This is a genomic window from Labrys sp. F242 (assembly GCF_057813875.1).
Genome location: NZ_JBVASG010000004.1, coordinates 241,048 through 266,038, shown reverse-complemented (window position 1 = coordinate 266,038; position 24,991 = coordinate 241,048). Strand labels below are relative to the sequence as shown.

20 protein-coding genes are annotated in these 24,991 nt (G+C 64.2%); 7 read left to right on the top strand and 13 right to left on the bottom strand.

Going from position 1 to position 24,991, the window contains the following annotated elements:
* Positions 1–30 precede the first annotated feature (30 nt).
* The 7 genes from ACZYTC_RS24690 to ACZYTC_RS24660 all read right to left on the bottom strand — a co-directional run bounded on the left by ACZYTC_RS24690 (position 31) and on the right by ACZYTC_RS24660 (position 7,286).
* Positions 31–792, bottom strand: a complete 762-nt coding sequence (locus tag ACZYTC_RS24690; protein ID WP_441773681.1) for an ABC transporter permease — start codon at positions 790–792, stop codon at positions 31–33.
* Positions 789–1,907, bottom strand: coding sequence for an ABC transporter ATP-binding protein (locus ACZYTC_RS24685; RefSeq protein WP_488990789.1), 1,119 nt, complete (start codon positions 1,905–1,907; stop codon positions 789–791). Before ACZYTC_RS24685 ends, ACZYTC_RS24690 begins: the two co-directional genes overlap by 4 nt.
* Positions 1,904–2,566, bottom strand: a complete 663-nt coding sequence (locus tag ACZYTC_RS24680) for an ABC transporter permease (RefSeq protein WP_434961360.1) — start codon at positions 2,564–2,566, stop codon at positions 1,904–1,906. The genes ACZYTC_RS24685 and ACZYTC_RS24680 overlap by 4 nt, the downstream gene beginning before the upstream one ends.
* A 58-nt stretch (positions 2,567–2,624) precedes the next feature.
* Positions 2,625–3,305 (bottom strand): isochorismatase family protein, encoded by a 681-nt coding sequence (locus tag ACZYTC_RS24675; RefSeq protein ID WP_441773679.1) that lies wholly within the window; start codon positions 3,303–3,305, stop codon positions 2,625–2,627.
* 1 nt (position 3,306) lies between these two features.
* Positions 3,307–4,611: a M24 family metallopeptidase gene (locus ACZYTC_RS24670; RefSeq protein WP_434960961.1), complete on the bottom strand. Its 1,305-nt coding sequence runs from the start codon at positions 4,609–4,611 to the stop codon at positions 3,307–3,309.
* Positions 4,612–4,735: 124 nt separating this feature from the next.
* Complete coding sequence (locus tag ACZYTC_RS24665) at positions 4,736–5,737, bottom strand: GlxA family transcriptional regulator (RefSeq protein ID WP_441773678.1); 1,002 nt, start codon at positions 5,735–5,737, stop codon at positions 4,736–4,738.
* 13 nt (positions 5,738–5,750) lie between these two features.
* A complete protein-coding gene (locus ACZYTC_RS24660) occupies positions 5,751–7,286 on the bottom strand; it encodes a trimethylamine methyltransferase family protein (protein ID WP_441773724.1) in 1,536 nt (511 codons plus the stop codon).
* 180 nt (positions 7,287–7,466) lie between these two features.
* Between ACZYTC_RS24660 and ACZYTC_RS24655 the strand changes: the two genes are divergently transcribed.
* Both ACZYTC_RS24655 and ACZYTC_RS24650 read left to right on the top strand, forming a co-directional pair.
* The gene (locus ACZYTC_RS24655) at positions 7,467–8,354 is read left to right on the top strand and encodes a LysR substrate-binding domain-containing protein (RefSeq protein ID WP_322432150.1); all 888 of its coding nucleotides are present in this window, start codon (positions 7,467–7,469) and stop codon (positions 8,352–8,354) included.
* 269 nt (positions 8,355–8,623) lie between these two features.
* A complete protein-coding gene (locus ACZYTC_RS24650) occupies positions 8,624–11,044 on the top strand; it encodes a GcvT family protein (RefSeq protein ID WP_488990788.1) in 2,421 nt (806 codons plus the stop codon).
* A 90-nt stretch (positions 11,045–11,134) separates the two neighbouring features.
* Here the strand turns inward: ACZYTC_RS24650 and ACZYTC_RS24645 are convergent, their stop codons facing one another.
* From ACZYTC_RS24645 to ACZYTC_RS24630, 4 genes are all read right to left on the bottom strand, one after another.
* Positions 11,135–11,440, bottom strand: coding sequence for a hypothetical protein (locus ACZYTC_RS24645; protein ID WP_441773676.1), 306 nt, complete (start codon positions 11,438–11,440; stop codon positions 11,135–11,137).
* Positions 11,441–11,445: 5 nt separating this feature from the next.
* A complete protein-coding gene (locus ACZYTC_RS24640) occupies positions 11,446–13,434 on the bottom strand; it encodes a hydantoinase B/oxoprolinase family protein (protein ID WP_481271240.1) in 1,989 nt (662 codons plus the stop codon).
* 13 nt (positions 13,435–13,447) lie between these two features.
* Positions 13,448–15,550 (bottom strand): hydantoinase/oxoprolinase family protein, encoded by a 2,103-nt coding sequence (locus ACZYTC_RS24635; RefSeq protein ID WP_488990787.1) that lies wholly within the window; start codon positions 15,548–15,550, stop codon positions 13,448–13,450.
* A 262-nt stretch (positions 15,551–15,812) separates the two neighbouring features.
* A complete protein-coding gene (locus ACZYTC_RS24630; protein ID WP_488990786.1) occupies positions 15,813–17,273 on the bottom strand; it encodes an aldehyde dehydrogenase family protein in 1,461 nt (486 codons plus the stop codon).
* Positions 17,274–17,601: 328 nt separating this feature from the next.
* On the opposite strand from ACZYTC_RS24630, the gene ACZYTC_RS24625 reads away from it, so the two are divergent.
* The 5 genes from ACZYTC_RS24625 (at position 17,602) to ACZYTC_RS24605 (ending at position 23,535) form a co-directional block, all read left to right on the top strand.
* Positions 17,602–18,813: a 3-hydroxybenzoate 6-monooxygenase gene (locus tag ACZYTC_RS24625; protein WP_488990785.1), complete on the top strand. Its 1,212-nt coding sequence runs from the start codon at positions 17,602–17,604 to the stop codon at positions 18,811–18,813.
* A 48-nt stretch (positions 18,814–18,861) separates the two neighbouring features.
* Positions 18,862–19,656, top strand: coding sequence for a class II aldolase/adducin family protein (locus ACZYTC_RS24620; RefSeq protein WP_488990784.1), 795 nt, complete (start codon positions 18,862–18,864; stop codon positions 19,654–19,656).
* 151 nt (positions 19,657–19,807) lie between these two features.
* On the top strand, positions 19,808–20,245 hold the full coding sequence (locus ACZYTC_RS24615) for a MarR family winged helix-turn-helix transcriptional regulator (RefSeq protein WP_434960970.1): 438 nt from the start codon (positions 19,808–19,810) through the stop codon (positions 20,243–20,245).
* 259 nt (positions 20,246–20,504) lie between these two features.
* On the top strand, positions 20,505–21,857 hold the full coding sequence (locus ACZYTC_RS24610) for an MFS transporter (RefSeq protein WP_434960971.1): 1,353 nt from the start codon (positions 20,505–20,507) through the stop codon (positions 21,855–21,857).
* A gap of 1 nt (position 21,858) precedes the next feature.
* Positions 21,859–23,535: a GMC family oxidoreductase gene (locus tag ACZYTC_RS24605; protein ID WP_488990783.1), complete on the top strand. Its 1,677-nt coding sequence runs from the start codon at positions 21,859–21,861 to the stop codon at positions 23,533–23,535.
* Between the two features lie 105 nt (positions 23,536–23,640).
* Here ACZYTC_RS24605 and maiA read toward each other — a convergent pair whose 3' ends face one another.
* Both maiA and ACZYTC_RS24595 read right to left on the bottom strand, forming a co-directional pair.
* Positions 23,641–24,288, bottom strand: coding sequence for a maleylacetoacetate isomerase (maiA, locus tag ACZYTC_RS24600; RefSeq protein ID WP_434960973.1), 648 nt, complete (start codon positions 24,286–24,288; stop codon positions 23,641–23,643).
* Complete coding sequence (locus ACZYTC_RS24595) at positions 24,285–24,986, bottom strand: fumarylacetoacetate hydrolase family protein (protein WP_488990782.1); 702 nt, start codon at positions 24,984–24,986, stop codon at positions 24,285–24,287. The genes maiA and ACZYTC_RS24595 overlap by 4 nt, the downstream gene beginning before the upstream one ends.
* Between the last annotated feature and the right edge of the window lie 5 nt (positions 24,987–24,991).

Sequence of the window (24,991 nt, the reverse complement as noted above, 5' to 3'; positions counted from 1 at the left end):
GTCTTTCCCTCTGTTGCTTGTTGCCGCTGTTCAGCGCAGCGGATTGATGCCTCGCGGGACGAGGTAATATTGCAGCCGGCCCACCAGGAAATCGGTCATGACAGCCAGGATCGCGGTGGGGATGGCGCCGGCGAGCATCATCGGCAGTTCGTCGAGGGCGATGCCGGTGAAGATCAGTTCGCCAAGGCTGCCGGCCCCGATCAGGAAGGCGAGCGGGGCCGAGCCGACGCAGATCGCCAGAGCGGTGCGGATGCCGCCGAAGATGACGAACAGTGCATTGGGCAATTCCACCCGCCACAAGGTCTGCAGCGGTGTCATGCCCATACCGCGCGCGGCTTCCAGGAGATGGGGCTGAACCGCGCGCAGCCCTGCATAGGTATTGCGCACGATCGGCAGCAATGTCGCCGCCCACAGCCCGAACACGGATGGCAGGATGCCGATGCCGAGCCAGGTCATCGACAAGGCGAGGATGGCGAGTGTCGGGATGGTGCTGCCCAGATTGAAGATCTGCATCGCGAATTCGGAAAAACGTCTGAGGGCCGGCCGCGACAGCAGGATACCCACGGGAACGGCGGTGAGGATGGCGAGCCCGCCCGCCCAGGCGACCAGTTCGATATGCTGCAGGCTCAGATAGGTGATGTCGTCCCAGTAGGCGAGGATCTCGCCCGCCATGCCGCTGAGCCACAGCCACAGGCAAACCGCAAGCAGCACCGCCCACATGCCAAGCGGCACCCAAAACTGCGAGCGCCGCCTGTTCTGCCTGGTCGCTATTGCCGCCGCTGGTCCGCTCATCCGGCTTCTCCGGCATGGCTGAGGCTGGCGACGATCGAGCGATAGGTCAAAACGCCCTTGAGCTGCCCCGCCTCGTCCACGCAGGGCAAAACGGGCATGTCCTGCGCAAACATTGAGGCCACCGCATTGCGCAGATCCGAATTGAGCGCGGCCGTGGTCTCGATCGGGCGCGCGTGGTCACTGACCATCCCCGTCGCAGTCCTGGCATGGTCGAGCGCCACCAGGCCCTCCGGTCGGCCATCGGCGGAGACCATGATGATGGCGTGCTGGCCGGAGGCCTGCATTTTCTCAAGGGCCAGAACGATCGGATCCTGGCGTCCCACCGTATCGAACTGAGCGGTCATCGCCTCCCCGGCCGTCACCAGGCGCAGACGCTTGAGGGCCCGGTCGGAACCGAGGAAATTCTCGATGAAGGCATTGGCCGGCCTGGCCAGCAGCGCGTCGGGGCTGGCATATTGTTCCAGGCGCCCACTGCGGAAAATGGCGATCTTGTCCGCCATCTTTACCGCCTCGTCGAGGTCGTGCGAGACGAAGATGATGGTCTTGCGGATCGCCCGCTGCATCTTCAGGAACTCGTCCTGGATCACCTCGCGGTTGATCGGGTCGATGGCGCCGAAGGGCTCGTCCATCAGCATGACCGGCGGATCGGCGGCGAGTGCGCGCAGCACGCCGACGCGCTGCTGCTGGCCGCCGGACAATTCGCGCGGATATCGGCTGAGGAACAGGTCCGGCTGCATGCCCACCAGTTCGAGCAGTTCGGCCGCCCGCGAGCGCGACTTCCTGCGGTCCCAGCCCAGGAGATCGGGCACCACGCAGATGTTCTCGCAGATAGTCTTGTTGGGAAACAGCCCGATCTGCTGGATGACATAGCCGATCGAGCGGCGCAGCTGGATCGGATCGGTCGCGCTGGTATCCTTGCCGTCGATATAGACCTTGCCGCCGGTCGGCTGGATCAGGCGGTTGATCATCTTCATGGTCGTCGTCTTGCCGCAGCCCGACGGCCCCAGCAGCACGCAGATCTCTCCCGCCGGCAGGTCGAGATTGATGTCGTCGACGGCGACGAAGGGCTTGCCCGCCGTTTCGAAAGTCTTGGTGAGATGTTCGAGACGGATCATCGGCTCGCTCCGCCCTTGATGCCCTTGGAAGTCAGCAGCCACTGCACCAAAGCGAGGAACAGGTCTGCCGCGATCGCCAGGAGGGACACGGCCAGAGCGCCCGTGATCAACTGCCGGGGATCGGATTGGCTGATGCCGCGCGAGATGAAGGTGCCGAGCCCGCCTGCGCCGATATAGGCTGCAATGGCGGTCACCCCGATATTCATCACCACGGCGGTGCGCACCCCCGCCATGATCACAGGCACGGCCAGCGGAATCTCGACCTGGCGCAGCCGCTGGCCCATGCTCATGCCCATGCCTGTAGCCGCCTCACGCAAGGCCGGGTCGACATTGGCGATGGCGGTATAGGTGTTGCGGATGATCGGCAGCTGCGAATAGAGGATCACGGCGATCACCGCGGGCACATAGCCGATGCCGTGACCGAAGGGCGATAGCAGCGGGATCATCAGCCCGAACAGAGCGATCGACGGCACGGTGATCATGATCGAGGCGAGATAAAGCACAGCGTCGGCGGCAGTTTTGGACTGGGTGATCGCAATGCCGATCGGCACTGCCGTGGCAAGGGCAATGCTCACCGCCACGAAGACGATGGAAATGTGTTCGAGTGCCCTGGCACCGATCACATGGAGATTGTCGGAGATAAAGGTCAGGATTTCCATCATGCCGCTGTGCCGCAATCCTCGTTTTGTCGCCGTCGTTCGAACCCGCAAACGCTCCTCAAAGTTCTGCATAGAGATCGGAGGCATCCTCATAGGTAAAGCGCAGGGGCACCGAGCCTCGGACCTGCCAGGCCTCGACTGGCTCGCCTGCGATCAGGCGGCATGCCTGGTCGGTGCCTACCACGGCACCGCCATAGAGCCGATTTGCCAGGTTGAGGATGGCAGTCTGATGCATGGCCGTGCTGGCCGTGCCGCAGGCATCCTTGACCAGGAGCACGTGGAAGCCGAGGGCTATCGCGTCCTTGACCGTCGCATCGACGCAGGCCTCGGTCCACACCCCCGCGATGGCCAGCCATTCGATGCCGTTGCGCCGCAATTCCTCCGCCGGCGAGCTGGCGCCGAACAGGCTCGGCTCCGATTTGAAGATGACTGCCTCCTCTGCGGCCGGCGCGACTTCGGCGCAGATGGCGATGCGCGGATCGTCCTTGTCGCTGAAAGCCGAACGTCCGTCGGCCTGCATGGGATGGAAGGGACGGCCGGGCTTCGCCGGATCCACGACATAGGCGGCGTGATAGAGCGGCACGCCGTGTCGGCGTGCCATATCCTGCAGACGGCGTGCCTCCGCCAGCACGCCGGCATAGCCTTCGACCAGATAGCGCGGATCGGCCCGATGCTCCTCCTGGAGATCGATGAAGATGGCGGCCATCCGGTTGCGGTCGATATGCAGCGTCCGTTTCACGTCAGATCTGTCCTTCCAGGAACTCGTCCTCATAAGGGAAGCGCGACAGCAATTCCGTGCCGGTCTCGGTGATGAGGACCTCGTCTTCGAGCTTGACCCCTTCGCGACCGCCCTTCTCGCCGATATAGCTTTCCACCGAAACGACCATGCCCGGCACCAGATGGCCGTCGCGGCCATAGGTTTCGTAATCCATCGAATGGGCGATGAACGGCGTTTCCCCATGCATGCCCACGCCGTGCATCACCGAGGTGTAGCGCTGGTCGACGAAACGCTCGGGGATCTTCCAGGCTTTCTCGGCAATCTCGCGGAAGGCCATGCCCGGCTTCACGATGCCGATATTGTGCTGCACCTGGTCGTAGGACATCCGGTACAGCATCTTCTGATAGGTCGTCGGCTTGCCCGGCCCACAGCGGAATGTGCGGGAGAAATCGGAATAATAGCCGTAGCAGCCAATGGTGTCGGTATCGAGGGCCACCAATTCGCCCGGGCGGATCTTGCGCCCGCTCGCCTCGTTGAACCAGGGATTGGTGCGCTGGCCCGAGCTCAGCAGGCGTGTCTCGATGAATTCGCCGCCCTGCCGGATCACCTCGTGATACATGATGGCGAAGAGCTCGTTTTCCGAAACGCCCGGCTTGATCGCCTCCCGGACCGAGGCAACGGCCGCTTCGGCGCCGGCCATCGAAACCTGAAGGCACTTGACCTCCTCCGGCGTCTTGATGGCGCGCACCGCCAGGATCTCGCCCTGGCAATCCCTGACGTCGCAGCCGCGCTTTTGCAGCGCCACTGCCTGCAGATGGCTGCAGCGGTCGAGGCCGAGCTTCATCGATCCGCCGCCATGGGTCTTGAGGAGTTCGGTGATCTCGTCGGCGAAGGGACCGGCCGTCTCGTCGTCCCGGCCCGACACCGATGACCACACGAGCTTGGAAGGCCGGGCCTCGTCGATCGTGTCGAGCACCATCGAGACATGGTAGCTCTGCGGATATTCGAACAGGACGATCGGCCCCTCGGTGGGGATGAAGAAATAGCGCGTGGAGTTGCGCAGGAAGTAGCCGAACATATTGCGCGAGCCGGTGGCGTAGCGCTGATTATAAGGGTCGAACAGCACGACCGCCCCATAGCCGGCCGCGGCCATCCATTGGCGCAGCCGGGCAAGGCGACCCTTGCGCAGGGCATCGGCATCGATGAAGGAAGGCTCGGTATCGGAAAGCCACATGCCGCCGGCCGGATCCGCAGCCGCCGGATGGCGCATGCGATCCTTGAAGTCGACATCCTCGACACGATCCGGATCGAAAACCACAATGCTCATGAATAGTCTCCTGTCCATGAACAGTGACCAACCGGCGCGCGCATTGTTTGGCTGCTTTCCGCGAAAACTATGCGCGATTCCGCAAGGCCGCCCGCCGTGACCATTCTCGTCATGCCGGGTCTTGTCATATCCTGGGCGCCTCCCCCGAGATCGACTTGCGCTGGCGCACGCCCCTCGGCGCGTAGCCGAAGCTATCGCGGAAGGCCCGGGAGAAATTGGCCGCATTGTTGAAGCCGCAGGCCAGCGCCACCTCGCCGACCCGCAGGCTCGAATGGGTGAGCAGATCGGCTGCCCGCCTCAGGCGCAGGCTACGGTAGTAATGGTTCGGCGTGACGCCGAGCTCGGAGCGGAAGGAACGCTCGAGCTTGTCGGCGGAGACGCCGAGGCGCCGCGCCAGCGCATCCATGCGAAGAAGGTCCTCGACGCAGTCCTCCATGATCGCCACGGCGGCCAGCACGAGTTCGTCGCCGATGCCGGTACGCAGGCGCAGCGGCATCAGCCGCCTGTCCACGCTCGACCGCAGCGGACTGTGCACAAACCATTCGGCGACGCCGGCCGAGAGCTCGCTGCCATAATCACGGCCGATCATGTCCAGCATCATGTCGAGGCTGCCCACCCCGCCTGCCGCCGTGAAGCGTCGCCGGTCGATGACATAGAGGTCTCGCTGCATGTCGAGGCCCGGAAAGGCCTCGCGAAAAGCCGGCTGGCTGGTCCAGTGCAGGGTGCAGGCATAGCCGTCGAGCAGACCGGCGCGGGCCAGCAGGAAAGCCGCATCGGCGACCGAGCCGAGATGTGCGCCAGCCCTGAGGTTGCGGCGGATCCAGGCCATGGCATCCTCGGCAACCAGATGATCGGCGTCGCCGCCCGAACACACCACGATGCGATCAACGGACGGCGCGTCCCGAACGCCGAAATCCGGCTCGATGTCGATGCCGTTGGAGGCCCGGACCTTCGATCCATCAGGGCCGACCGTGATCCAGGCGTAGCAGCGCTTGCCAGACAGCGTGTTGGCGGCACGCAGCGGCTCGATCACCGAACTGAATGCCATCAGGGGAAAGCCCGGGAACATCAGCACGGCAAAGCGGATCGCCTCACTGGCCTGCCTTTCGCTCAGCCTGATCTCCATGGCATCGATCCCTTCAAGGTTCCCCGGCGCCGATCTCCGTGCGCCGGCGCACGACATAGGCCTCGAGCTCCTCGCGAACGGCTTCGTCCAGGGCCGGCTCCTGATATTCCCGCAAAGCGTGCTGCCAGAGGCCCGTCGCCCGGTCGAGTGCGTCATGCGCTCCGGCCTCCTGCCAGCTGCCGTAATTCTGCCAGTTGGAGAGCATGGGCTGATAAAATGCGGTTTCGTAGCGCGACATCGTGTGTTCGCTGCCGAAGAAATGCCCGCCGGCAGGCACGGCCTTGATGGCCTCGAAGCCCAGATCGTCCTCCTCGAAAGGCAGGGGACGCAGGAACTCCATCATGTTCTGGAGGATCTCGACGTCGAGGACGAGCTTTTCATAGGACGCCGTGAGGCCGCCCTCCAGCCAGCCGGCGGCGTGATAGATCAGATTGGCGCCGCCGAGGACGGCGCCCCAGGTCGCCATCTCCGTTTCATAGGCCGCCTGCAGGTCGACCGCATTGGAAGCATTGGCATTGGAGGTGCGATAGGGAAGGCCATAGCGCCGCGCAAGCTGGCCGGCGATGATGTTGGCCTTGGTGTTCTCCGGCGTGCCGAAGGCCGGCGCGCCCGAGCGCATGTCGACATTGGAGGTGAAGGCTCCGTACATCACCGGCGTGCCCGGATTGACGAGCTGCGTCAGCACGACACCGAACAGGGCCTCGGCGTTCTGCTGGCACAGGGCCGCCGCCAGGGTCACCGGCGTCATCGCGCCCATCAGCGTGAAGGGGGTGACCGTTACCGGCTGTCCATGTTCGGCCATGGCCATGAGGCCGTCCGCCATGGCGTCGTCGAAGAGCCGCGGCGAGTTGACGGAAATGATGGTGATGACGCCGGGCGAAGCGCACATCTCCTCCAGGGTGATGCCCCGCGCGATCGCCATCATGGCGATAGCGTCCATGGCGCGGCCGCGCCCGATGGCGCTGCAGTGGAAGCTCAGATCGCTGAGAGACAGATTGGCTTTGTAGGTATCGAGGTGGCGCGAATTGGCCGGCAATTCGATGGGCGCGCACACCTGGTTGCCCAGGATGTGGATGGCGTTGAAATAATGGGCCAGGCGGGTGAAGTTCTCATAGTCGGCAAGATTGCCGGATCGCCGGCCGTTGATGCGGTCATGCACGTTGGGCGGCCCGGCCACCAGGCCGAAGACCAGCGCATTGCCGCCGATCTCGAGCTGCTTGTCGGGATTGCGGCCCGTCAAGGTGAAGCGACGCGGCGCGGTGCGAAGCGCTTCCTTCACCAATGTCTCGTCGATGCGGATGGTCTGGCTCTCCCGGTCGACGAGCGCGCCGGCCTTTTCGAACAGGTCCATCGCCCGCGTGCTCATCACCCGAATGCCGAGTTCGGAGAGAATGCGCATCGAGCTGCGATGCAGCATCTCCATGCGCTCTTCGTCGAGCATCTGCATGGGCGCATAGGGATTTGACACGCGCTGCCAGGGCAGCTGGGGAATGCCCCCGCCCCGCGCGCTTCTCGATCGGCGCCCCCCGCCACGCCTGTCCTGTGTCATGCCCGGTACGCCACCCTTGCTTGAATTCATCTGACAACTCGCCATGATAGGTGTGGTACAAGGCGCCTTTCACGTGATTAGTTTGGCGGCATTGCCCAAAAAAAATGATGTCATGGCGCAAAGCGGCGTTGAACCGGCGGAGGCAGTTGAACTAGCCTCCGGCAAACATCCAGAGCCGCCATGAAACCCCCTCCTCCGCTCAACTACATCCGCTCCTTCGAATGCTCGGCCCGGCATTTGAGCTTTACCGAGGCCGCCAAGGAGCTGGGCTATACCCAGGCCGCCATCAGCACCCATGTGCGGGCCCTGGAGCACTATATCGGCCGTCAGCTGTTCGTACGGTATCCGCGCAGCCTGAAACTGACCGAGATGGGCGAGGCCTTCCTGCCGACGCTCAGGCAGGCGCTCGATCAGATCGACCACGCAACCGAAGCCATCCTCGCCTCGGTCAGGAACCGGACGGTGGTGATTTCCTGCCCGGCGACGCTCGCCACCAACTGGCTCGCGGGCTGCATTGCTGCCTTCCATGCCAGGCATCCTGATATAGAAGTCGTGCTGCACGGCACGATCTGGGAGGATCCCAGCGAACCGGCGGCCGATCTCACCGTCTCCGCACGGCGCTTCGACAACAAGCCACCAATGGCCATCCCGCTATGGGATGAGAGCCTGGCTCTGCTGTGCGCGCCGCAATTCCTCTCCGGGCCGAACGCGATCAGGTCCCCCGCCGATATCCTGAAGCAGGGCTGGATTTTCGTGCACAGCCGGCAGGAATATTGGCAATGCATGGGCGCGGCTCTCGGCATCGAGACGTCGGAGCACGAGAAATATCTCAGCACCAACTCCTCCAATATCGCCCTGGAGCTGGCGGTCGCCGGTGCGGGCTGCGTCGCCGTACAGCTTTCGCTCGCCCGCCCTTTTCTGAAAAGAGGGCTTCTGGCCGAACCCTTCGCTGTCCGCCCGCCCAGTCCGTGGGGCTATTATCTTTCCGACAATGCTTCATCCAAGGGCAGCGTGGTAAAAATCGTGAAGGAGTGGATTCTGGCCCGCGCCAAGGCCGACATGGTCTGACACGATCCTCCGATAGACTTCCCCGAGCCAATCCTACGTCTCAAGCGTTCGGCAACAAGCGAAGATCGCGAGGCCAATGACATCGTTTTATTTGGTCATTCTTTGCCGAACACCGCTTTTTTGCGCGAAAGGCTGCCTACCCGCCTCGTGCCCTGCTGCCTAGACTTGCCCGGTCACAACAGGCGAAAGCCCTGCCAGGATCTTCCGCGTGGATCTCCCAACGGCATCGGGCCTTCGCCGCATGGATTGTTCATCGGGAAGTTCGTTTCATGCGTAGCCATGCCCAGGCCGTCGTGATCGGCGGCGGTTTGATCGGTTGCTCGATCCTCTATCACCTCGCCAAGCTCGGCTGGACCGAAATCGTCCTGCTGGAACGGGACGAACTCACCTCGGGATCGACCTGGCATGCGGCCGCCAACATCCACGGCCTGCACGACTCGACCAATATCAGCCGCCTGCAGCACTATACGATGGCGCTCTACAAGGAGCTGGAGGCGGAGACCGGCCAGGGCTGCGGCATCTTCCAGCCCGGCTCGCTCTATCTCGCCCAGACCCAGGAGCGCGAGCACCAGTTGCGGCTGCAGGAAGCCAAGGCGCGCCGCTACGCCATGAATTTCTACGAGGTCTCGCACGGTGAAGCCGAAAAGCTGCATCCGCTCGTGGATTTCTCAGGCATACGTTGCATCATGTTCGAGCCCGAGGGCGGCAATGTCGACCCATCGGGGGTGACGGCGGCCTATGCCGCCGGTGCCCGCCAGCGCGGCGCCGAGATCCATCGCTTCACGCCGGTCACGGGCACCGAGGCGCGGCCCGACGGGAGCTGGATCGTGCGCACTCCGAAAGGCGATATCCGCAGCCAGTGGATCGTCAATGCCGCCGGCCTGTGGGCGCGCGAAGTGGCCGCCATGGCCGGGCTGACCCTGCCGCTGATGCCGACCGAGCATCAATATTTCGTCACGCAGACCATCCCCGAGATTGCCGCGCTCGATCGGCGTCTGCCCTCGGTCGCCGATCGCGACGGCGAATACTATCTTCGCCAGGAGGGCCTCGGCCTGCTGGTCGGGGCCTATGAGCGCGACATGCGGTTCTGGGGCGAGGACGAGACACCCGCCAATTTCGGCCATGAACTCTTTCCCGACGATCTCACCCGCATCGAGGACAACATGATGCGGGCGATCGAGCGCGTACCGGTGCTCGGCTCGACCGGCATCCGGCGGGTGATCAACGGCCCGATGATCTGGTCGCCCGACAGCGCCGTGCTGTTCGGCCCCATGCCGGAAATGAAGAACTACTTCTGCTGCAATGGCATCATTCCCGGCTTCTCCCAGTCGGGCGGCATGGGCAAGCTCGCCGCCGAATGGATGATCGAGGGCGAGCCCTCCCTCGACATGTTCGCCTGGGACCTCGCGCGCTTCGGCTCCTGGGCCGACAAGGCCTTCACCAAGGCCCGGGTTCGCGATCAATACGGCCATCGCTTCAAGATCCACTTTCCCAATGAGGAGCGCAGCGCCGGCCGGCCCGTGCGCACCCGCCCCATCCATGCGATGCAGCAGGAAATGGGCGCGGTGTTCGGCTTCAACTTCGGCTGGGAACATCCGCTATGGTTCGCCGCCGCGGGCGAACCCCGGGAGGAGACGGCCGGTTTCGCGCGCCAGAACTGGTGGGAGCCGGTGGGGCGGGAAGCGCGCATGCTGCGCGAGCATGCGGGCATCATCGATATCTCCAACTTCGCCAAATATGAGGTCACCGGCGCGGGTGCGCGAGCCTGGCTCGATGCGCTGTTCGCCAATCGCATGCCGACGCGGACAGGCCAGATCTGCCTCACCCCCCTGATCGGCCGGCGGGGCGGCGTCGCCGGCGACTTTACAGTCACCAGGCTTGCCGATGATCGTTACATGATCTTCGGCTCCGGCATGGCGGAACGCTATCATCAGCGTTTCTTCAACGCCGTACCCCTGCCGGAGGGAACGCTGTTTCGTTCGATGACGGACGCCATGTGCGGTTTCAGCGTCGCCGGCCCCAAGGCGCGCGCCCTCCTGCAAAGCCTGACATCCGATGACCTTTCCAACGACTCCTTCCCTTTCATGCGTTCGCGCCTTCTCAATCTGGCCGGCATCGAGGCCGTGGCCCTGCGCGTTTCCTTCACGGGCGATCTCGGCTGGGAGGTTCATTGCCAGGCCGGCGACCAGGAAGCGCTCTATCGCGCCCTTCTCGCGACCGGGAAGGAGCTCGGCGCCGGTCCTGTCGGCGCGAGAGCGATGACGTCGCTTCGCATCGAGAAGGGCTATGGCAGCTGGGGGCGCGAATATTCGCCGGAATATTGGCCTCAGGAATCCGGCTTGGCGCGTCTCGTCAAGCTGGACAAGGGCGACTTCCTCAACCGCGACGCCTATGCGGCCGTCGCCGACCGTCCGGCGCGGGACCGGCTTGTCACGCTGGCCATCGAGGCCGAGGATGCCGATGCAACTGGAGGCGAACCGATCTTCCTGCCGGACGGCACTCCGCTCGGCCAGGTTTCCTCCGGCAGCTATGGCTATTGGGTCGGCCAATCCTTGGCCCTGGGTTACGTCAAAGCCGATCTGGCCGGTTACGGCGATGCCGTGACAGTGGCCATATTAGGGATCCCGCATAAGGCGCGCATCCTCGCCGAGCCTGCCTTCGACCCAGGAGGCGAGCGCCTGAGAGGCTGAAGCCCCGTCCGGCCATGACCGTTTGCATATCGCGCACGCCGGCTGGCGCGACGCCGTGGCGATCATCGAGGATCATGGCCGGTTCGCGGGTCAGATTTGTGTTTCGGAACGGGTGGCCGTCACCTCCCAGTGCCGGTATGAAGGCTCGTCCGTCGGTGCGATCTCCGTCGCCAGCAGCACATAGCAACCGGGACAGAAGACCTGGCGCAGGCCAATCGGCCGATCGGTGAAATGCGACGCCGGGGCTCGCACACCGGGACCCGCATCCTGGGAAGGCCGCTCGCGGCGGATGGCGTTGGCGAAGGGGTTGCCCACACCAGCCCCCAAGGGATGATCGCAATGATCGCAAACGATGGTCCCGTCCGCCTGCTGCCTCACATTGTCATCGATCTTCATGGCTCTCACTCCGCAGCCTGGTTCGGGACGGGTTCGCCGACGCGTTCGCATCGGATCTGCCTGCGGCGCCGGCGGGTCGCCAGTTCGTCCGCGCTGCCATCGCCATTCAGGAGCACACCATAGATGTCGTTGGCCGCCTTGGCGGACACCTTGCGGGCCTCGACGTCGCGGGCAACGAGAACCGCATCGCGCAGGAGCGGATCACCGTAACCGCCGCCGCCCTGCCAATGGGTGTAGTAGACATCCTGCTCGCCCAGATGCGTCTCCAGATGCGCTTCCAGAATGTCGGCGGTGCCGCCAGCCTCCTCCAAGGTCGCGGGAATGCGTCCGGCCGCGAAGAGTTCAGCGACACGGGCATTGCGCTTGAGAACATCATATTGGGTGCCGGCAGGATAGCCGCCGCTGATGCCGGTTGCCTGCGGCAGCGCCTTGCCGGTAGCTGAGACGACCAGATGCACGCCCCCGATCGGGGAATCATGCGGGATGAAGCAGCTCGATCCGCCCATGCCGCCGCGAAAACGGCCCGGTCCGCCGGAATCCGTTTCCTCTCGCCGCCACAGATAGAGCATGGGGAAGCTGAATTCGTTGATCTCGACATCGGCGACGCGGCCCATCGGGATACAGTTGAGACCACCGGTATCGACCCCGTCCTGATCGACACGGGCGCCGAGGCCCCCGGCCATGGAATCGCAGATCATGGTCACGAAGGGGTTCCCGCGCTGGTCGAGCCCGGCGAGCACGGCGAGGTCCCAGGTACCGCAGCACACGCACATCAGCGATTTGCGGTGCTCGGGATGCACATCGAGCATGCCCGCGACGCATTCGGACACCACGTTCTGCGTCGCCCAGGCCGAAGCCACCGAGGCCTTGCCAATGCCGGCCGGGAAGTTGCAATTGTTGATGGTGCCGGGCTCACTGACGATCTCGAGGCAGCGATAGAGGCCGCCCGGCGACCAGGGAATGTCGCCGCACAGCATGGTCAGCACGATGGGCATGATGCCGCCGCGAAGGCCAGCGAAAGTGCAGTTGGCAAAGCCCTCCGTTTCCTTGTCGGTGCCGGTGAAGTCGAACTTGAGGCTATCGCCCTGCTTGGTCATGGTCAGCAGGATCTTGTAGAGATTCCGGTCGCTGTGGCGGAAGGAATCCTGGTGGGCAACGCCGCTCCACGTGCCATCCGGCAGCGCCTGCAGCTTGGCACGCAGCCGCGCCTCGGCATCGTTCATCATGCGCTTCATCACCGCCTTGACGGTGAGCGCGCCATATTTGGCAATCAGGGCGGCGAGGCGCTCCTGGGCGATGTTGTTGGCACCGATCTTGGCCCGCAAATCGAGGGCAATCAGGCGCGGCACCCGGGAACGGCGAAGATACATGTCCTCGATGTCGGAGCGGATACTGCCGCCCTCGACGATCTTCACCGGCGGGATCGGCGTCGATTCCCAGAAGACGTCGCGCCCCTCCACCGACCAGCTTCCCGGCGAGACACCGCCGAGATCGACCTGATGGCAGACGACGGCGGTCCAGGCGAAGACCTCGCCGTCATGGACGAGCGGGGCAAAGACGGTGACATCGTTCTGGTGCAGGCCGCCGCCAACCCAGGGATCGTTGCACAGGAACATGTCGCCGGCCTGGAAGCCAGGCTGCCTGGAGCGGTTCTCCAGCGTCCATTTGACCGCCATGTCGACGGAAGCGGCAAGCTGGGTGTTGTAGAGCCCGACGACGACGGAATCGCCGCATTCGTCGAGAATGGTCGCGCCGAAATCGTTGCAGTCCGTCACCACGACGGAGCCCGACATGCGCTTGAGGCCGTCGCCCATCTCTCCGGCGACGGCGGCAAGGCGGTGGCGGATGACCTCATAGGTCAGGGGATCGACGGCCTCGATGTCCTTGTCCGTCACCTGGTGCAGCTTCGCGCCCGATGCGAGCTTTCGGGTCTCGTCGGGTGCCTTCGGCTGATAGGCGAAGCGCTCCGACCCTGCGATTTGAATGAGCGGCATGGTTTTCTCCCCCTCAGCCCGGTTCCGCGACGCGAATGGCGAGATTGCCATAGGCGTCCACCACGCCGGCAAAGCCTTCCGGCAGCGCGACGGTGGTGGTCGGTGTCTCCACTACGGCCGGTCCCGTCAGGTTCGACCCGGCGCCCAGGCTGCGATAATCGTAGATCTTGGTGTCCTGCCAGCCCTTGCGCGTATCGAGGAACACCTTGCGCATCGAGAAGGGAACCGGATCGGCGGTCGCGCTTTCATGCGCGGCGAGATCGGCCCGGATCGGCAGGATGCCGATAGCGCGCACCCGGTAGGTGATGATCTGCAGGCCGGCGTCGCTGAACCCGGCACCCTTGCCGTAGATGCGTTCATAGAGCTGCTCGAAGCTGGTGCCGATGCCGGCGATCTCCGCCTCCCCGAGCGGCCCACCCGGCACCGGAGTGGTTACCTCGGCCATCTGCATGGTGTAGCGCAGCTCGGCTTCCCGCTCATAGACCACATTGGCAAAACGCAGCTTCTGTTGGACCAGGCGTTCGGCGAGCTCAGCTTCGAGCTTGCCGAAATTGCCGTTGAGCGTGGCCGGCTCGATGGGGAAGTTGCCCGGATCCGACATTTCCGCGGTCAGCACGATGTCGGATGAGGCGAGCCCATAGGCCGAAAACACCGCGGCGGTGGAGCCGAGCGGCACCACCACTTCCGACACGCCGAGATCGGCCGAATAGTTGACTGCATGGACCGGACCTGCGCCGCCAAAGGAATAGAGCACGAAATCGCGCGGATCATGCCCGCCATTGACCACGACGCTGCGCACGAGGTCGGCGGTCTGGGCATTCTGGATGGCGTAGATCGCGGCGGCGCCCTGCTCCACCGTCAGGCCGAGCGGCTCGGCGATCCTGGTACGGATCGCTTCGGCAGCGAGCTCCTTGGACAGTTTCTTGCGGCCACCCAGGAAATTGTCGCCATTGATGATGCCGAGCACGAGATCGGCATCGGTGACGGTCGGTTCCTGCCCGCCCTCGCCGTAGCAGACCGGACCGGGACGGGCACCGGCGCTGCGGGGGCCGACACGCAGATTGCCACCGCCGTCGATCCAGGCGATCGCGCCGCCGCCGGCGCCGATGGTGCGGACATCGACCATCGCCGTGTTGATCTGGTGTTGATGCAGCACCGTGGTCGTCGTCGTGCTCGGCTTGCCATCGCGCACCAGTCCCACCAGGAAAGTGGTTCCGCCCATGTCGGTGGAAATGATGTTCTTGTGGCCCAGGCGCTCGGCCAGGCGCAGGCAGCCGATCACGCCGCCGGTGAGCACCGAACCCAGCGTACTGACGGCGTGTTTGGGCGCATCGGCCGCCTGCACGCAACCACCTGAGCCCTGCATGACCAAAAGGGAGCCCTCGAATTTCTTGGCGCGCAGTTCTTCCTCGAGCGGGGTGAGATATCCCTTCAGCACTGGGCCGATCTGCGTGTTGATGATGGTGGTGGCGCTACGGGTGTATTCGCGGATGCGCGGGCTGGTCTCATGCGACAGGGCGACATAGAACTCCGGCGCTTCTTCCTGGATGAGCTCGCGAATGCGCCGCTCGTGCACCGGGTTGCGGAAAGCCCAGAGCAGCGAGACGGCAATCGCCCGCACGCCGTCATCGCGCAGCTTCCTCACCGCGGCACGGACGCCCTGCTCGTCGAGGGGAACGATGATTGCGCCCTTGTGGTCGATGCGCTCGTCGATCTCGATCACGTCGCGATGCGGCACCAGCGGCGCGGGCTTGTTGGTGCGCGAGATGTTCTGGACGGCGCTCGGATCGAGGCCGGCATAGCGCCCTTCCAGATTCATGATGCGGATGGAATCGGCATGGCCTCGAGTGGTCAGGAAGCCGACACGCGCCACGTCGCCGGTGACGACGGCGTTGAGCGTAGAGGTGGTGCCGTGAACGATGTAATCCGTCTTCGATAGAAGGTCCTCCACACTGCTTCCGACCGTGTGTGCCAGTTCTCCAAGGACGTTGATGAAGCCGCGCGAAAAGTCGGGCGGCGTCGAGTGGGCCTTGGCGGAGACCAGCACGCCATCCGTGCTGGCCAGGAAGCCGTCGGTAAAGGTACCGCCGGTATCGACGCCGATTACATATGTCATGGATCCTCCCTTTGTTTTGTTTTTGGTTAGGCAGCACCGTCACGCGGAAGCGAAACGCGCGTCCCCTGCTTGGTTGTCAGCACACAAAACTGGAATGCGGCCGGGTTTGTCCTGAAGGTTTCGCCTTCACTCTCCGCCTGCCTTGAAGGCCCGCGGATACTCCCTGGCTCATTAAACAGCATACATAAATTCAGTATGCTGTCAATATGGCCGCGACGCTCTACCGGCGCCAGCTCATCCGGGCGGGCCGGCGCCCCCGCCCTTACCCCTTCGGCAGTATGATGTTGATGGTCTTGGTCTCGGTATAGCCCAGCATCTCTTCGATGCCTTCCTCTCGCTCGATCCCTGAGCTTTTCATGCCGCCGAAGGGAACGCCAATGAAATGCGCCGAAGAACCGTTGATCCAGGTGTGGCCGGCGCGGATCTTGCGTACCATCCGCAAGGCGTCGTTGATGTTGTTGGTCCACACCGCCGCCGTCAGGCCGTATTCGGTACTGTTGGCCTTCTCCACCGCCTCGTCGAAGCCCGTCCACTTGCCAACCGACAGGATCGGGCCGAACACTTCCTCCTGCCACAGCCGCATGCCCGGCTCGACATCGGCATAGACGGTCGGCTCGACCCAGTAACCCTTTTCGAACATCGGACCATAGGGACGCTTGCCGCCGGTCATCAGGCGTGCGCCATCCGTCTTGGCGCTCTCGAAGAAGGAAAGCACCTTTTCCAGCTGCACCCGCGAATTGACGGGCCCCATGCCGGTATCGGGCGATTGCGGGTCACCGAGCCGGATCGCCTTGACCTTGTCGACGACACGCTCCAGCACGGCGTCGTAGATGTCGGCATGCACGAGGAGACGGCTGGTTGAACCGCAGGATTGGCCCTGCCACGCGAAGTTCATGCCACGGACCGCTGCATCGGCAATCCGGTCCGGATCGACGTCCGAAAAGGCAATGAAGGGATTCTTGCCGCCCAGCTCCAGGCTGACATGCTTGACGCCGACCTCCGCCGCCGCACGCTGGATCGCCCGCCCCGTCTGCGGCGAGCCGATGAAGGCGATGCGCTTGATCAAGGGATGCTGGACGAGAGCGTTGCCCACGACCCGGCCGTCTCCGGTGACGATGTTGAAGATTCCGGGCGGTAGCGCCTCCCGCGCAATCTCCGACAGGATCATGGCCGAGAGAGGGCTGGTTTCCGGCGGTTTGACCACGACGGCATTGCCGGCGGCCAGCGCCGCCGCAGTCCTCGCCACGGCAAACATCAGCGGGTGATTGAAGGGGGCGATGCGCACCACCACGCCATAGGGCTCGCGCAAAGTGAGGTGCAGATTTTCATGCGTGGAGGGGATCGTCGCGCCCTTCAGCTCATGGGCGAGACCAGCAAAATAGTCGAGGCTGTCGACCGCGAAGCCGACGTCGCCGCGCATGGGCGTGACGGTGTTTCCGGTATCGGCGACCTCGACCTTGAGGATCTCCTCCGAGCGCGCCAGCAGGGCCTTGCCGAAGTCGCGCATCGCGCGGCTGCGTGCCAGCGGCGTGAGCGCGAACCATTCGGGCCAGGCGGCATCCGCCGCCCTGACAGCACGGTCGACATCCCCAACCGTCGCGCGCGGAACGCGGCCGATGACCTCTTCCGTTGCAGGGTTGATGGACAGGTCGAACTCGCCGCTGCTGGCATGAACGAGCTCGCCGCCGATCAGCATGCGATCCGCCTGGGTGACGTAGTTCATCGGATAGTGCTCCTCCCGTTCGACGGACCCGTCAGCAGGCCTGCCTTTGTTCTTCACCATTCCGCCTGTCGATCCAGGAAGCCGGGACCCTTGCAGCCCTGCCATCTCGCAGGCTGCGCCACAGGCACTCCATGACGACATGGCACATGGTTCATTCGATAATTGACAGTATACGGATTATCAGTTAACTGTCAATTATGGAATACCCGACCGAGCACTACCGGGATCGCATCGCCCGAGGCCACCTGCCCAAGGCCGCGCGATCATCCGATGCCGTACGGACCGCACCGGTTCCAGTGAACAAGCCAATGGAGAGGAGACACCGAAAATGCAGCACAAGACCGTCATTGCCGGCGCGGGAATCGGCGGCCTGGCAGCTGCGCTCGGCCTCGCCCGCAAAGGCCATGCCAGCATCGTGCTCGAGCGCGCTCCGGCGCTGGGCGAAATCGGCGCCGGCATCCAGCTCGGCCCGAACGCCTTCCACTCCTTCGATTATCTGGGCGTCGGCGACGCCATGCGCAAACTGGCGGTTTATGTCGACCGCCTGCGTATGATGGACGCCCTGACGGCCGAGGAGATTGCCTCGATCGACCTGACCGAGCCGTTCCAGAAGCGCTTCGGCAATCCCTATGCCGTCATCCACCGCGGCGACATGCACCGGGTTCTGGTCAATGCCTGCCGCGCCGATCCGCTCATCGACCTGCGCACCGGCTGCAGCGTGACCGGTTACGAACAAGACGGAACCGGTATCACGGCCCTGCTCCAGACCGGTGAGCGCATCGCCGGCAGCCTGCTGATCGGAGCCGACGGGCTATGGTCCAACATCCGTACCCAGCTCGTCGGCGACGGCGCTCCCCGGGTGACGGGCCATACGACCTATCGAAGCGTCATTCCCACCGAACAGATGCCGGAAGACCTGCGCTGGAATGCGGCAACGCTCTGGGCGGGCCCCAAATGCCACATCGTCCACTATCCGCTATCGGACTGGAAAAGCTTCAACCTCGTCGTCACCTACCACAACGACGCGCCGGAACCGGTTGCCGGCAAGCCGGTCAGCCAGGAGGAGGTGCTCATCGGCTTCCAGCATGTCCATCCGCGGGCGCAGGATATCATCCGTCACGGCAAGGACTGGAGGTTGTGGGTGTTGTGCGACCGCGATCCGACCGACAGGTGGACGGAAGGACGGGTCGCGCTCCTCGGCGATGCCGCCCATCCCACCCTGCAATATATGGCGCAAGGGGCCTGCATGGCGCTGGAAGACGCGGTCTGCCTGTCCGACGAAATCGCCGCCCATCCCGATGATCACGAAGCCGCGCTCACCTCCTATCAATGTCGCCGCGTGACCCGCACCGCCCGCATCCAGTTGATGTCGCGCGAGGTGGGCGATCACATCTACCATCCCGCCGGCGTCCATGCCCGATTGCGCAACGAGATCATGGCCGCCAAATCGCAGGAGCAATGGTACGACGCCCTGCAATGGCTGTATGGCGCCAACGGCCTTGGCGTAGCGTCGGCCCCACAACCTGTCGCGGCGGCCTGACCGCCTCGCACCGATCCAGCTTCACAACAATGCTTCGAGGACCATCCCATGTGTGTCGATAAATCCCACGCTTTCGAGGATGCCGCCGGCGTCATCGTCGCTGACCAGGCAGGCGCCGGAGCAGCCCCGTCACCGACACTGGTCGAGGACTTGGTCAACGCCAACCACATATTGTTCGATCAGGGCGTCGTGGACGCCTTCGGCCATGTCAGCGTGCGCCACGATCGCCGCCCGGACCGCTTCCTGCTGGCGCGCAACATGGCGCCGGGACGGGTGGCGGCCGAGGACATCATCGAATTCACGCTCGACGGCGATGCCGTCAACGCCGAGGGGCGGCGTGTCTATCTCGAGCGCTTCATCCATGGCGAGATCTATCGCCGCCGCCCCGACGTGATCGCCGTGGTCCACAGCCACTCACACGCGATCGTGCCCTTGAGCGTGTCGAAATCCACAAGGCTGCGAGCCTTGTTCCACATGGCCGGATTCATCGGCCAGGCTGCCCCCGTCTTCGAGATCCGCGATGCGGGCGGCGACAGCACCGATTTGCTCATCAGCGACAACGCGCTCGGCCGCGCACTCGCCGAACAATTCGACGCCAGCGACATCGTGCTGATGCGTGGCCATGGCTCGACAGTCGTCGCCCAATCGCTGCCGCAAGCCGTCTACCGGGCTGTTTATGCCGAACTCAATGCCCGCTATCAGCTCGAAGCCAGCCGTCTTGGCGATGTGACCTATCTCAGTGAGGGCGAAGGGCGCACGGCCGCGCAGAATATCGAGGCGCAAGTGCACCGGCCCTGGGATCTATGGGTCGAGCAGGCGAAGGCACGTCGCAAAGGGAGCTGACGAACGTCGAGTTCGGACGATGGATGGATTGGCGAGGCGGCTGGCGTTCGCCCGTTACCAATCTGCGTTCGGGGCCTTGCCCGGTAGGCTGCTTTGATTTGCCTTGGCCGATGATTTAACTATCGTCCGGCGGAAATTGGGTAGCATTTCGATGACAGAACTCTATGGCATGCCGGGACACCTGATCCGGCGCGCGCAGCAGATATCGAGCAGCATCTTCGCCGAGGAGTGCGATGGCTTCAATCTGACGTCGGTACAGTTCGCGGCGCTGTTCACTATACGCGCCAATCCGGGCCTGGACGCGACCCGGCTCTCGAGCCTGATCGCCTTCGACCGCTCCACCATCGGCGACGTGCTCGAGCGTCTTGAGGCGAAGAAATGGATTCGGCGGCGGGCCAGCCCGAGCGACAAGCGAGCCAAGCTGCTCTACCTCGCGCCGGCTGGCGAGAAACTCCTGAGCGACGTCGAGCCGGCCGTCCGCCGCGTGCAGGAACGCCTTCTCGCTCCCCTGCCGCCGGAGAGCCGCGCGACGATGATGCGCTTGCTGACTGAGCTCGTCAGCCTCCATAACGATAATTCGATCCCCTGAACGCGCTTTCCTAATCCACGTCCGCCGACCATCGTGATGGAGCAAAGCGTTCTCGATTTAATTGACAGTATACATAATATATGTATACGTACTAAAATAACCCAACCGAATTGGGCAGGCTCGCCAAGCCATCACCGGACAGATCGGTCGTGAAGGCGATCTTGCAGGGCGGTGCCACCCGATTTCGGCAATTTTCAAAGAACGATTCCGGCCGGCTCCCTCGCGGATAAAGACCGGCAATTCGGGGAGAAACGAGACCATGGCGAGCCCTTCGCTCAACGTTTCGCGGCTGATCGACGAAAGGCCGATCAGCGGGCTGCAGATCGCGGTGATCGGCCTGTGCGGCCTGATCAACTTCTTCGACGGCATGGACACCCAGTCGATCGGCGTGGCGGCGCCGTTCATCGCCAAATCACTGGGCCTGACCATCCCCCAGCTCGGCCCCGTCTTCTCGGCCGGCCTGCTCGGCGCAGCTCTTGGCGCCATCGGCTTCGGCGCTATCGCGGACAGGGTCGGCCGCAAGCGCCTGTTGCTGATCGCCGCGGTGCTCATCGGCGTCTTCACCCTGCTCACCGCCTTCGCCCAGTCTTTCAACGGCTTGATGCTTTGCCGTTTCCTCGCTGGCATCGGCCTGGGCGGCGCCACGCCCTGCTTCATTGCGTTGACTGCCGAATATACGCCGGAGCGCCACAGGGCGACCTGTGTGACGCTGATGTGGTCCTCCTTCCCGCTCGGGGCGATGGCCGGTGCCTTCATCAATTCGCGGCTGATCGAGCATTTCGGCTGGCAGATGATTTTCTATATCGGCGGCATGCTGCCGCTGGTGATTGCCGTCATCCTGGCGATTTGGCTACCGGAATCACTGAAATTCCTGATCGCACGCCGCAATGACACGGCCGCGGCGCGACGCATCCTCAGGCGCATGAGTCTTGCCACCGTCACCGACAGCACCCTGTTGACCGCCGACGGCGACAAGACCGAACGGGCCTCCTTCGGCTCGGTTTTCCGCGGAGGACGCGCGCTCGGCACGCTCCTCCTCTGGGGGCCCTTCTTCACAGGGATGGGCGTGCTGACCCTCACCGTGCTGTGGACGCCATCCCTGATGGGCATGAACGGCATCTCGCCAGCGGACGGTGCCTTCGTCGTTGCCTTCAACGGTCTCGGCGCCTTCTTCGGACAGGCCATTGCCGGCCGCTGCATCCAGCGGTTCGGCATCATCCCGACCATGGTGCCGGCCTTCATCCTCGGTGCAGCCGCCACGGTCGGCCTGGGCTACAGCGTAGCGTCCGTGCCCTCGGCCGCCTTGTGCATCGGCCTCGTCGGCCTGTTCCTCGGCATCGGTACGGCCGGCGCCATCGCCATGGCCGCAGAAGTCTATCCCACCGCCATTCGTGCCACCGGCGTCGGCCTGAGCATGGCGGTCGGGCGGTTCGGGCAGGTCTGCGCCCCCTATTTCGTCGGCCAGATGCTCGCCATCGGAGCTCTGCCCAGCGTGATCATGATTACCGCCGCCGGCGCGGCCATCATCGGCGGCATCTTCGTGCTCTTCTTCAAGCTGTGGCTCTCGCACAGACCTGCCACGGCCGCCTCCGAACTGAAGGCGGCGTCCTGACATGGCCATCGTGACCCCCGTTCAGGATGCCGGCACCTATGACTTCGTCGTCGTGGGAGGCGGCTCTGCCGGATGCGTGCTGGCGCACCGCCTGACCGAGGGCGGCGCCAGCGTATTGCTGCTCGAGGCCGGGCAATGGGACCGCGATCCCCTCATCCATATCCCTGTCGGCATCGGCAAGATCTTCCCGCAACGCTTGCATGACTGGGGCTATTTCATGGAGCCAGATCCCGGCATCGACGGCCGTGGCATCGAATGCGCCCGTGGCCGGGTGATCGGCGGCTCGTCCTCCATCAATGTGATGGCCTATGTGCGCGGCCATCGCAGCGACTATGACCGCTGGGCGCAATCGGGCCTCGACGGCTGGTCCTATGCCGATGTGCTGCCCTATTTCCGCCGTTCCGAAACCTGGGAAGGCGGCGGCGATGCCTATCGCGGCGGCGAGGGTCCGCTGCGTGTGCAAAGGACCCGCTATCGCGACGCCATTCTCGGCGATTTCATCGAAGCCGGCCGCCAGGCAGGCTATCCCGTGACGAAGGACTACAATGGCGCACAGCAGGAAGGCTTCGACTACGTCCAGGAAACCATCCACGCCGGCAGACGCAACAGCGCCGCGACCGCCTATCTGCGCCCCGCCCTGCGCCGGAAGAACCTGCGCGTCATCGTCAGCGCCCGTGCCGATCGCATCGAAATGGCGGACGGCCGCGTCACCGGTATTCACTTCAGCCAGGGCGGTCGCCCCCAATTTGCCCAAGCGCGGCGCGAGGTCGTCCTGGCCTGCGGCGTGATCAATTCGCCCAAACTGCTGATGCTCTCAGGTATCGGCGGCCCTACGCATCTGGCCGGGCATGGCATAGCGGTGAAGGTGGCCAGCCCCGGCGTCGGCAGCAATCTGCAAGACCATCTTTCGGTGATGGCGACCTACCGCCGCAAGAGCCCGAGTCGGTTCCAGCGCGAAATGCGTTATGACCGCCTCGCCGTGGCCATGCTCAAATCGCTGCTGCGCAAGGACGGCTTTGCTTCAGACGTGCCGATCGGCGTGACCGCCTTCCTCAAGACGCAGCCGGACCTGACAGCCCCCGATGTCCAGCTCCTGTTCCTGGCGGCGCCCTTCCCTGCCCGGCCCTATCTGCCGCCGTTCACCAGACCGGTGCCGGATGGCTTCGGCTGCCGCGTTGCCCTGCTGCGCCCTGAGAGCACCGGCTCGATCACGCTCGGCTCGGCCGATCCCGAGGCCAAGCCGCACATCACGCAGAACTTCCTGACCTCGGAGCGCGACCGCGACACGCTGCGCGAGGGGCTGCGCATCCTGCGCAGGACGATGAACCAGCCGGCGATGGCACCCCATATCGTCCAGGAAAACGCGCCGGGCGCTGCCGCCCAGGACGACAACGCACTGGATGCGTTCATCCGCGCGACGTCGGTGACCGTGCATCACCCGGCGGGAACCTGCCGGATGGGCGCCGCGCAGGATTCGCGGCGCGTCGTCGACGGGCAGTTGCGACTGGTCGGCGTGGACGGGCTCAGGATCGCCGATGCCTCGGTCATGCCGGACCTCGTGGGCGGCAACATCAACGCGGTCGTGATGATGATCGCGGAAAAGGCAGCCGACATGATGCTGGGCAGGCCCGCCTTAGCCCGCGCCGCCGATGCGTATGAACAAACCGTCATTGCATGAAGAAAAAACGGCGATGCTACGCAGCGTCGCCGGTTTTTTTGATGATTTAGTCCGTAATTATTTGCCTGCCCCCGGGGCCGTAGAGTTGGGGAGGCCGAAGCGCCATCATGCTTCCCAGTCGGGCTGCTTCCTCGGATGGGCGTCGGCGAAGGCGGGAAGCGCCTCGCAGGCGGCATGAACAGCCAGGAGGCGCGGCATGGCCGATAGATCGGCGCCGAAGCGCTGGGCCGAGAAGACCTGAGGCACCAGGCAGACATCGGCTAGGCCCGGAGCCTCACCAAAGCAGAAGGTGGAAGGCGCGCGACGGGCAAGTATTGCTTCGCAGGCGGCAAGGCCATCGATGATCCAGCGCTGGCACCAGCCATCCAGCGCCGCCTGATCGGCAGCGAAGCCGGTCTTCAGATAATCGAGAACGCGAAGGTTCTGCAGCGGATGGATATCGCAGGCGATGACCTGCGCAAAGGCGCGCACCTCGGCACGCAGGTTCGCATCCTCGGGAACCAGCTTTAGCCCTGGCTGCGTTTCGTCGAGCCATTCGATGATGGCAAGCGACTGGGTGAGGCGGAAGTCGCCCTCCTCCAGTGTCGGCACCAGCGCCTGGGGGTTGAGGGCGCGATAGGCCGGCGCCTTCTGCTGTCCGCCATCCCGGCGCAGATGCACCGACGTGAAATCATAGGTCACGCCCTTGAGGTTGAAGGCGATGCGGCAGCGATAGGCCGAGGACGAACGGAAATAGCCGTGAAAGCGGATCATTCCGCTGCCCCGATCGTGAGCTCGATCGGGTCGAGACCGCCGATGCCGCCGGTAATGATGTCTCCGGCCACCACGGCACCGACGCCGGCCGGCGTTCCGGTCATGATCAGGTCGCCGGGCTGCAGATGGTAGTAGTGCGAGAGATGGCTGACGATCTCTTCCACCTTCCAGATCAGGTCGCTGAGATGGGCCTCCTGCTTGATCTCGCCATTCACCGCCAGATGGATGCGCTGGGGTCCGATAGCGGCGAAATCAGCGACCCTGGTGATGGGGGCGAACACGGCGGATTGCTCGACATCCTTGCCGAGATCCCAGGGGCGCTGCTTGGCACGCGCTTCGAGCTGGAGATCGCGGCGCGTCATGTCCAGGCCGCACGCATAGCCATAGATGGCCTTCTGCGCCGCGGCGACGTCCGCCTTGAAGACCGGCGCGCCGATGGCAATCACCAGTTCCATCTCGTAGTGGAAATTCGACGTGCCGGGCGGATAGGCGACCACCGCACCACTCTGCTCGGCGGTCAGCGCCGATTTGGTGAAATAGAACGGCGCCTCGCGATCCACCTCCACGCCCATCTCGGCGGCATGGGCAGCGTAGTTGCGTCCCACGCAGAAAATGCGGTGAATGGGATAGGCGGCCGTCTCGCCCTTCACCGGCACCGTCGGCCAGGCGGGCGAAGGAAACAGGTTCGCACTCGTCATCGGAT